This is a genomic window from Ekhidna sp., assembly GCF_963691765.1.
Lineage (GTDB): Bacteria > Bacteroidota > Bacteroidia > Cytophagales > Cyclobacteriaceae > Ekhidna.
Genome location: NZ_OY829375.1, coordinates 1087156 through 1097325 on the forward strand (window position 1 = coordinate 1087156; position 10170 = coordinate 1097325).

At 35.0% G+C, this 10170-nt stretch carries 9 protein-coding genes; 2 read left to right on the forward strand and 7 right to left on the reverse strand.

Annotation, left to right across the window (positions count from 1 at the left end; all coding sequences use genetic code 11):
- The first annotated feature begins 1 nt into the window (after window position 1).
- Window positions 2-1528, forward strand: coding sequence for a hypothetical protein (locus ACY650_RS05220; protein WP_462252447.1), 1527 nt, complete (start codon window positions 2-4; stop codon window positions 1526-1528).
- Between the two features lie 5 nt (window positions 1529-1533).
- A complete protein-coding gene (locus tag ACY650_RS05225) occupies window positions 1534-3120 on the forward strand; it encodes a glycosyltransferase family 87 protein (protein WP_462252449.1) in 1587 nt (528 codons plus the stop codon).
- 5 nt (window positions 3121-3125) lie between these two features.
- Here ACY650_RS05225 and ACY650_RS05230 read toward each other — a convergent pair whose 3' ends face one another.
- The 7 genes from ACY650_RS05230 to ACY650_RS05260 all read right to left on the reverse strand — a co-directional run bounded on the left by ACY650_RS05230 (window position 3126) and on the right by ACY650_RS05260 (window position 10136).
- On the reverse strand, window positions 3126-3866 hold the full coding sequence (locus ACY650_RS05230) for a glycosyltransferase family 2 protein (protein WP_462252451.1): 741 nt from the start codon (window positions 3864-3866) through the stop codon (window positions 3126-3128).
- Window positions 3867-3886: 20 nt separating this feature from the next.
- Complete coding sequence (locus ACY650_RS05235; RefSeq protein ID WP_462252453.1) at window positions 3887-4567, reverse strand: methyltransferase; 681 nt, start codon at window positions 4565-4567, stop codon at window positions 3887-3889.
- Window positions 4564-6084 carry a B12-binding domain-containing radical SAM protein gene (locus ACY650_RS05240; RefSeq protein ID WP_462252455.1) on the reverse strand — a complete coding sequence of 507 codons (1521 nt, stop codon included), beginning with the start codon at window positions 6082-6084 and terminating at the stop codon, window positions 4564-4566. The genes ACY650_RS05235 and ACY650_RS05240 overlap by 4 nt, the downstream gene beginning before the upstream one ends.
- An 81-nt stretch (window positions 6085-6165) precedes the next feature.
- A complete protein-coding gene (locus tag ACY650_RS05245) occupies window positions 6166-6906 on the reverse strand; it encodes an FkbM family methyltransferase (protein WP_462252457.1) in 741 nt (246 codons plus the stop codon).
- Window positions 6906-7829 carry a glycosyltransferase family 2 protein gene (locus tag ACY650_RS05250; RefSeq protein WP_462252459.1) on the reverse strand — a complete coding sequence of 308 codons (924 nt, stop codon included), beginning with the start codon at window positions 7827-7829 and terminating at the stop codon, window positions 6906-6908. The genes ACY650_RS05245 and ACY650_RS05250 overlap by 1 nt, the downstream gene beginning before the upstream one ends.
- Entirely contained in the window at window positions 7826-8998 is a 1173-nt protein-coding gene (locus ACY650_RS05255; protein ID WP_462252461.1) for an MATE family efflux transporter, read from the reverse strand. Before ACY650_RS05255 ends, ACY650_RS05250 begins: the two co-directional genes overlap by 4 nt.
- A gap of 46 nt (window positions 8999-9044) precedes the next feature.
- Window positions 9045-10136 carry a hypothetical protein gene (locus ACY650_RS05260; protein WP_462252463.1) on the reverse strand — a complete coding sequence of 364 codons (1092 nt, stop codon included), beginning with the start codon at window positions 10134-10136 and terminating at the stop codon, window positions 9045-9047.
- Window positions 10137-10170 lie beyond the last annotated feature (34 nt).

Genomic DNA, 10170 nt, shown 5'->3' on the forward strand with positions numbered 1-10170 from the left:
AATGATTCTTAAATCTATAAAGCCAATCTATCTATCTCATAATTTTGATTACCTGATTTGGTTTATTTTTTTAGGTATCGGCTTGACTGGTGTTCTAAATCATGAACTATGGATGGACGAGGCACAACATTGGTTAGTCGTTAGAGATGTTACTAGTTTTTCCGAGTTTATTAAAGTTGAAGCAATCGACGGACAGCCATTTATGTGGCCTATATTGCTATTCTTTATCCATGCAATCAATAGCAGCACCTTAACATTTCAGCTTTTTCACTTCTGCATAGGTGCTGCAAGTTCTCTTCTTTTCCTCAGAAAAGCTCCTTTTGAAAAGCACATAAGATACCTATTTATACTTAGCTATCCGATGCTTTATGAGTACTTAGTTATAAGCAGGAATTATAGTTTATCAATTCTCTTCTTACTGATCTACCTAATTTATTTTCGAAATAAAAGCAATGTATCAAGAGCGATTGTTCTCGGTATTTTAGCTAACACTCATTTTTTTGCTGCTATTCTAGCATCTGCTCTTTTGATTTATGATTTGAACCCTAAAATCAACGATGTTTTTTCCTTTAATAAGAAGAAGGTTGTCGCTTATTTAGTTTTTGTAGGCTTTATTATTCTACTATTTCTTCAATTGAAGAATAGTCTTAATCATGCCGTTTTAGAACAATATAACAATTGGACATTCTTCGAAAGGTGTAAAAGAATGGTATTGCTCCATTTCAAATCTTTCATAGTAATTCCAGACTTCTCAACCATAGGATTCTGGGGATCTTCCTGGCCTCTCTCACTATCCAAAACATTGGGATTGCTTGCCATACCTAGCTTTATATTCCCGTGGTTCTTTTTTAATGACAATAAAGTAAAGCTGGCTTACTATTTAAGCATTGTAATTATTTCCGGGTTTTTATTTACCATTCATCAACCAATCGCATATAGATATTCTTGCTTCATATTTATTGTATTCATCGCTTTCTACTGGCTGCAACAAGTGGATGTAGTTGCCAAGCTCGATTCTAAAATCATTAATGGAGTAGTTACGATATCTTTATTGATTCAGATGCTTTCTGGAATTACTGCAGTCTATTTTGATACTCAATTATCTTTTTCGCAAGGAAAAAATGTTGCAAAATACATCAATGAAAATGACTACTCAGAATGGGCAATCATTATCCACCCTTACTCCTCTGCTCCTTCAATTAGCCTGTATTTAGGGAAGCCTTACTATTCACTCCTTACTAACTCGGAAGCTTCATTTTGCCGATGGGAAACCAATCCATTCATGATATCCAATGAAGAATTTTATCAACGTTTATCACAATATGTGAGTGTCAACCAACAAAATATTTTACTTGTCAAGAATACTTTCAATAAAAATGACAACCAAATAGACAATACAATTAGCCAAAATGGATATTATGAAGATAGGTTTATGCGAATAGAGCCTATTAAGATTTTTGAGCCAGCGGTTGTCGCAAATGAAAACTACATGCTTTACGAAGTGGATTATAAAAAGAGTGACAACTAGTCAATATGAAATCACTTAAATCAATCATAAAAAAAGGATTCGAGTACTACAATCTTACGTTTGCAGCCCTTATTGTAGTGATCTCTTTTTACACGTTCAAGTCTATCAATTATCCTCCACACGATTTTTCAAACTATTATTTTGCGGGCAAGTATTTTGCTGAAGGCAAGTTTGATAATTCTATTTATGACCCAACCATCTTTAACTTAGAACTATTGGCAGAAGGTTATGAAAATTTCTTTGTGAATTTTTCACCCAACTCCCCTTTTATCGCATTGTTCTTTGCCCCTCTCTCTAATTTAGATATTGATTCTGCTAAACTTCTTTTCAATCTGATAAATGGATTTTTATTCCTTTTTTCATTGATCAGAATTATCAAGTATTTAGACATTACAGATAAACCTGCTCTTTTGTTGCTTCCTTTGATTTGCTTTATTCCTATTCGAAATGGAATACTCTATGGCCAATTCTACATGCTGCTTTTTTCAATGCTCATAGAAGGCTATTTGCTGTACAAAAAAGGAAAGCTCGTACCAGCGATGCTACTATGGGTCGTGCCCACGGCTTTGAAAATAGCTCCTGGTATTATGGTCTTTTATCTCATTAGGAAAAAAGACTACAAATCCACGGCAATATTCGCCATGCTTGGAAGCCTTATTTTGTTATCTACGGGATTTCTTTTGAGTTTCGACATCTTCATTTTTTATCTATCGAATATTTCCCCCAAAGTTTCATTAGGTGAAATTGTATCAGCTGGATTTATCCCAAATCAGTCGCCATTAATGTTCTTTAAATATTTATTCATTTCAGACGCTGTAGAAAATCAACACCTGTTAGTAAATAATAAAATTCTCTTTGCGGCTTCAATGGGAATTACCTATGCACTGATCATCTATGTGGCATTAATTAATTCAAGCAATAAAACCGGCGAAAAGGATTTCAGAACATTCGGAATGTGGTTGCTACTAATCTTTATTATAAGTCCTTATGGAAGTAGCTATTCAAGAATTTTGCTGGTGATTATTTATTTATCTGTTATTCAGTCACAGCGTTTCAGCAAACAAATTTTAGTTGGTTTGCTGCTCATGGGCATCATAAATTTTCCGTATTCCTATCTCAATGATTGGCCGCTAATCTTTCAATTTTTAGGACTCTTTGCTACTCTAATCGTTTTCGGAATGATCCAAAACGGACAATTAGTGAGTAAGAAACATTTGATTCCAATTTTGCTATCTGTCACTTTGTTTTCCCTCTACTTTTACCAAATTGTGAGCAAAAGAAATGCAGTGGGAAATTATTTATTGGAAAGCAATCCATCTTTAATACTCGACTATCAACTCTCAAACAATCGACTAAGCTATACCTACTGGCAAGGTTCAAAGAAAGTAGATGGTATTGCCTTTCCATTTGAAGAATGGTCCGAGTCTTCAGTGTTTGTTAAAGACAATCAGCTCTATTTAGGTGATTTGAAATTGACTTCCTCACTGGATAATAAGAAAAAGCCTATACTGGTTGATGAAAATAAAGTTGTCTATTTATCAGATTGGGGACGTGGATATGGATTCTATACACTACGAGTAATCGAGCTTTAGTCAGCTTAGCAATATCTCTTAATTCGAACCAATCGGTTTCGATGAAGCCAGTGCTGCAATGAAACCAACAATACTCCAAAGCCATATTTTAAACTTCGTTTGAAGTTAATTGATGAGGAGTCGACATTGTATTTTGTAGGGCAAGTGATTTCCGCAATTGAATATCCCTTCATTATAATCTGTGATAACATTTGATTATCAAAAACAAAATCATCAGAATTCTGGGTAAGATCTATCTTCGATAGAACCTCTGAGTTAAATGCGCGGTAACCAGTATGGTACTCAGAAAGCTTTGCTTTGGTGGCTAAATTTTGAATGAAGGTTAGTAGTCTGTTAGCAACATATTTATAAACAGGCATACCCCCTTTAATTGCACCATTCCCTAATATTCTTGATCCTAAAACAACAGGATATATGTCTTGAGCAAGGATATATGACATGCTTGAAATCAACTTCGGTTCATACTGGTAATCAGGATGTAGCATGATTATAATATCAGCCTTTAATTCAAGAGCTTTTCGATAGCAAGTCTTTTGATTCCCTCCATACCCTTGATTAGATCTGTGCTCAATGATATGTTTAATGCCAAGACTTTTTGCAACAACTACTGTGTTGTCATTGCTAGCATCATCTACCAATACCACTTCATCTACGATATCAAAAGGGATATCATTATAGGTTTTTTCTAAGGTATTGGACGCATTGTAAGCAGGTAGTATAACGATGATTTTCTTTCCTGATATCATATGGTTTCAAGTTCTTCCTTTTAAGCACTATCATTCATAATGCGGTAGATTAAATTCTCCTCACCTCCCACTTTTTTCCGATGAACGATATTCATAATCAAGCTCTCTTGTTTTGCAATTGATTTGATCTTTTCTATATGGCAATCTTCTGATAGTATCATTAACACTTGCGTTTTTTCAGCGTTAAAAGCTTTGAGCTGAAAAAACAACTTTTTAAAATATTCGAATTCTTCTCCACAGTACCAGGCATGCTCTTCTACAGAGCGGGGGTTGTTAGGATAATATGGCGGGTTAATTATGATTAAATCAAAGTCTTCTATATTGAGTTGATCAAAAAGATCAGATTCTTTAATCTGAATATCGGCATCGTTTCTTTTGGCATTGACCTTAAGCTCTGCAAGTGCTGCTACATTGATATCTGAAGCGGTGACAAATGCTCCTTTATTAGCACAAAAAATTGATATCAATCCGGAACCAGCACCAAGTTCCAGAACTGACATTTTTGTAAGATTTTGCTCTTCAATATAGCCAAGCAAGACTTTTGTGCTAAAAAAGAGACCCGGGTGAAAAACTCCAGGTATAACTCTCACTTTGATATTATTAAATGCATAATACCTCGGCTTTCTTAAGTAGAATTTGGCTACTCGTTTCAGCACTGGATGGAAAACTTTGAGTCCCTTTCTTTGTAATAACGAAATCATAATTCTTCCATTGCAAAGCCCTCGGTCTCAGGCCTTCGATACTTCAGCCAAAATTTTTGAAGGATTTTAAGCTCATACGGCCATTTATAGAAATTGAATTTATACCTGATGTAAGACGCAATCTTCATAGTTTTTCTCTGAAAAGGACTCAATTTATAGTCAGAAGCAGTTGGGTAATGAGCATTTAAAACAGTCTCAAAACCTTGGATTTCGTCGACCATGTAAGGCTTAAGCCACGGAGTTAATGGATTTCTTCTAAGGTCGAAATCTTCCCAATCTGTGCTTAACCAATCTTCTAGCTTTTCTGGAAATGAGAACCCTGCTTTTTTTACACTCTCATAGAGTTCTGAGCCTTCAGTAGGAACCGGGCTATAGAGATAAATGATTATTTCAGTATCAGGATTTATGGTTTTAATTTCCTTAATAAAATCGATGTCTTTGGTAATTTGATTACGTACCTTCTCTTCCGTTTCTTGCGGAATTCCAAGCACAAATGAGTACTCTGGTATGATATCAAATTGCTTCATTCTTGCCGCAAAATCTTTGATTTGCTGGACTGTTTGAGTTCCCCCTTTATCCATTTGCTCAAGGATTTCATCGTTGCTGCTCTCAGCACCAAAAAAAATCATTTTGCATCCTGCATCGCGCATGATTTGAAGTGACTCATCCTTATACTTATTGATTGTATCAATACGTCCTTCACCCCACCACTTGATGTTATGTTTCTTGATAAGCTTAGAAAATTCCACAACCATTTTTTCATTCACAAAGAAATTATTGTCGTGAAATTCAACTGCATCTGCTCCATGCACCTCAATTAGATACTTGACATCCCTATAGATATTTTCTGCAGATTTACTCTTCCACCTCGCGTTGTATATCGGAACCACGGCACAAAATGAACAGGTAAATGGACAACCAAAACTTGCATGATAGGCAGCCGTCTTATTTCCAAGAAATGTCTTTTTAAGATAGCCTTTGAGCGGATAGTTTCTGTGAAGTTTTTCGTAAGGCAGATGTGGAAGATTATCCTGATCTCCAATGAACTCTTTCCTTGTTTTTATTACCTCTCCATTTTCAAGAAAGATCAGGTTGTTAATTGACTTAAAATCATCACCACCACTTTCCAACATATCTAGCAGTTGAGGGAATGCGTAATCTCCCTGACCATTGATAATAAAATCAACAAAGCCTGATTTGAGTGAAGTATCACATTGATTTGAAGCAAAATATCCACCCCATATGTTTATGATATCTGGATATAATTCACGAATCAACTTGGTATATGGAATGGCCTGTTTTAGTTGAGGGCCCGGCATTACCGTACACCCAAAAAACCTAAACTCACCAGAATCTAAATACGACTTTATCTTTTTCCATGGATCTTTTTCCCGGTTTCCATCAACAAATTCAAATTCATAATTGCCGTCAATTGAGGCAGCTACTTGCAAAATCGAATTTGGGATCCGATAGCCATTTTTGGCCGCAAAAGGATTAAATAATAAAACTTTGTTCACGACATGAATATGGTTATTTCTTTAAAATAAGGTAGGAATTTTGAGTTACAGTCTAGAAGAATATCTGAAGCCAGAAGTTGATTATTCACTTTCATGATATTCTTTATTTAACTTAAAAAGAGCGTTTCCAAAATGGCCTCTGCCATCAAAAAGCCTTAACTCATATATTCCAATAAAACAAAAATTCAAATTCCTCAAAAAATCAAAAACTTCGATGAAATCCGTATGTCTACGATTGAATTTTGAAAACCCAACCTCACATAGTATGTAACGTATTTTTCTATCTTTCAAATTGATAAGTCCACCTCTCAACACCTGCATTTCCCATTTTTCAACATCGATTTTCAATAAATCAATTTGTCTAATTTCATTTTGCCGCATGTATTGGTCGAGTGTTGTTATTTCAACATCCTGTTCCAACGCATTTGTATCATTGTTCATTAGTTCTTTGTCCAGTGAGTTTAGCGTGGATTGACATTCAATATCTTCATAAACATTAATCGTTTGTTTTCCAATGACTTCCCCAAGAGCTGTATTTTCAATACATACGTTAGCATATTTCTTTGTATTCTTTTCTAAGATCGGAATTAAGGACTTTATAGGTTCGAATGAATAAATACGAGCGTTCTTATATTCTTCTTTGAAGTATGCTACGGATTGCCCCTTGTTTGCACCTACATCGAAAATGACTTCTATAGGTCCATCAGATGTACGCTCTATATCGTAGAATAGGTCAACTCCAGTAAAGAGATTTCTTTTTTTCCTAAACCAGTAACCAGTCAATCGGACTAAAGCTTTTTTAATTTTGGATTTTAATCTCATTATACTTTGGTCAAGTTAGTGGCTGTATCATTTACTAAATTTCCTAAAGATTTGAAGAAGTCTCTCAGAATATTTGGATGATATATAATACCTAAACAAAAAGCCCAAAACCGTACTCCATAGCTAGAAACACTTTTAGCCATATCATAGTAGTGCAATCCCTTAGCCTTTCTATATTCTTTTATAGTGATTTTTTTCGTCGAGAGTAGATCGCTCAATAGATCGAATTTTTCATAGAAAAATGTATGGTCCTTCTGTTTAGTTGAATTTTCAGAATGTTTAACTATCGTAACCAGATTTAAATTACTTATGTCAGAATCGTATACGGAAGCCATTTTTCCAATCAAATGCATTTCCATTATTCTTCTCTTTTCTGAGAATAATCCCATCTCTTCAATAGCAGACTTTCTGACGATGAGCGATGATGAATAAACTTGTAGTTTATTGTAGATGATTACCTCAAGCATGTCTCTTCGATTGAAGGAGCTCATTGCGTTAAGTAAATTTTCATCGTACAGAGAATAGATTAAGTCAGAATGATTTTCCTGAATATGTACATTGCAAAAAGCAAACCCGATTTCTGAGGTTTGAAAAGCGAGAATTTGAGTTTCAAGCCTTTCTGGCTGCCATAAATCGTCCGAATCTAAAAATGCAATCAACTCGCCAGTGCATTTTTTTAGTCCATAGTTTCGAACTTTTGCAATGTGTCCGCTGTGTTCAAGGCGATAATATTTGATATTTCGATCCGTCTTAATGGATTTGACTAGCTTCTCGGTATCGTCTGTCGAGCCATCATCAATAATGATCAGTTCGCAGTTTTTATAGGTTTGATCCAGTACACTTTGAATTGTATTGTCCAGTAGCCTTACCCTATTATAAGTAATGATAAGAACGGAAACATATGGAGAATAACTAGCGCTCATTTGTGTCTCTTAAATTCAATATAAAACAAAGCAGCAGCTATCCATTGATTGAACAAGCTGATTAAAATGGCTCCATAAAAGTTCAATTCTTTGATCAAATAAATCCCAAGAGCAATGCTGATAAAAACTTGTAGAAGTATTAGAACATTTACATTTATCTCAAGTCCTTTTCCGAAGAGAAAATAGATTATTGGAGAGTATATGTAGAATGGAGCGAAAAATAGAACTAAGCAAACAAGGACGAATGGACTTAGTCGAAGACCGTAAAAAATATCCACTGAAAAGAATATAAATGCGGCTGCAGGAAATGAAAGCAAGATTACATTTCTGAGAGATTTTGAAATCACATTCTTAATGGATTCCCTATTTAACCTAAGTATATTCTTCAAGTGTGGTGCAAAGACAAAGCCACTTAAATTCTGAAAAAAGCGTATGATTCTAGCAAAAATGTGATAATAACCTAATTGTTCCGGCGAAAGAAATAACGCAACTAAATACACATCTGACTGTCCTTGAATGTTCCCAAGTAGGGTTGGTGTGAAATAGAGTAAATGACCTTTTAATACTTCCGGAATTGGGAAGGAAATATTTTGAAAGATGATATACTTTCTGAAGTAGTAGAAGTAAAAAGAAAGCTTTATCAATAGAGAGATAATAGAAAATAAAACTAGTTTCTCAACGGTAAGTCCAGTTATATCACCCACAGTTAGAGAAACAAGAATTAACACGCTGATCAGCTCTTGAATAAGACTAATTCTAAATGCTTTTTTATGAATAATGAGTGAGTTGAAACTGTTGCTCAAGAAAGTTGAAAAAGTCCAAAATATTACAAGGAGTGGACTTATTGAAAACCATCCAATTAACAAGAACACCAATAACGTGATAATGAAAACGCAAAATCTCAATGCAAGACTTGCAGACCAAATGTGTCCTGCTTTGAAGCTCTTATCGGAAATCTTTTTGATGATATAATCTCGATTTCCAAAACCACCGATCAAAAGGATAATATTAGCTAAAATCAGATTTTGAACATAGTCTCCCCACAGGTTTGCAGAATGAAACCTAACTATAATTAATGAAATAAGAAGCTGACCTACCAGCGGCACTATAGCTGATAAACCATACAGGGAGCTTGCTTTTGCTCTTTTATATAAGCTTCTTGAAATCAATTTTTGGATAGTTATGCTTGAATTATGTCACGGTATTAATTTTCAACTAATCGAAAAAATTTGGTTCATTTTCAGAAAATTCTCTGGCAGATTCTGGTACCTCAATTGTGGAATATGGTGCCATTATATCTATGTCTTTCCTATCATAGAGCATTTCAATTCCATATTCTGACTGAGTATGAGTTGATACATTCGCTAAATGTCTTGTCACATCAGTTACAGTCATTCCCCATTCAATAGCTATGCGAGCCAAAGAAGGTTCCATGAAATCAATGTATAAGTATTCTTGAAAGCGATGATCTTGAAGATTAAAGAAGTTAATTTCTGAATTTAGAGACGCTCTATGTTCGGCAAGAAATAAATTTTGCTGATCCAATATATCAGCAAATTGCTCTTCACTAAGAAATCCATCACCATTCAATACTGGATTGGAGGTAAAAAAAGGTTGAATACTTATTTCATGGCACCAAAGACACTTACTGGGTTTACCAGCTTGCGTCAGCTCGGGATTACTGGCCATCTTCAAATTGCCATCTTTATCGTAAATGCCAAATCTGATTTGTCCATTTGGCATAAAATCGAAAACCTCAAATTCTTCCGCTTCAAACGTACCCTCTTCAAAAGAACCTTGACCTTCAGTGGCTATATAGGCAACTTCCTCAATTCGATCTGCTTCAGAAATTTCAACGAGTCTTTGAACATCAGATACCGCAGAATTTATCACTTGCAACTGCTTCCCCTCAAATTCATACAATGACTCAAAAGTCGAAAACTTAATAGGCATCTGTACTATTTGATAGTAATGATAAGAGCTGTTTAACGTAAGCATTACAAACCGTCCCATCTCTGTAAAACCATTTACTTTGTATGCTTCGCTATTCTTTAATTCCCTGATAATGATGTCAAATGCTTCTAGTGCTTTATCGCTAAATCCTGCTTCCGCTAGATCAATTTTGTATAATAATTCCTCTTCTTCTACCATCACAAGACCCATCGATCCATTTGGAAGAGTGGCTCCCAGTGAAGAAAGTACCCACATAAACCCCGTGCGTATTTCTTCATCATTTTGATCAAAAGATCCAGGTATCCATTTCAGATAAATAGTAGGATCTAAACTCTTAGGCTCGATTTTTTCCATACTATTATTGGCACAAGCATATGCGATGACTAAG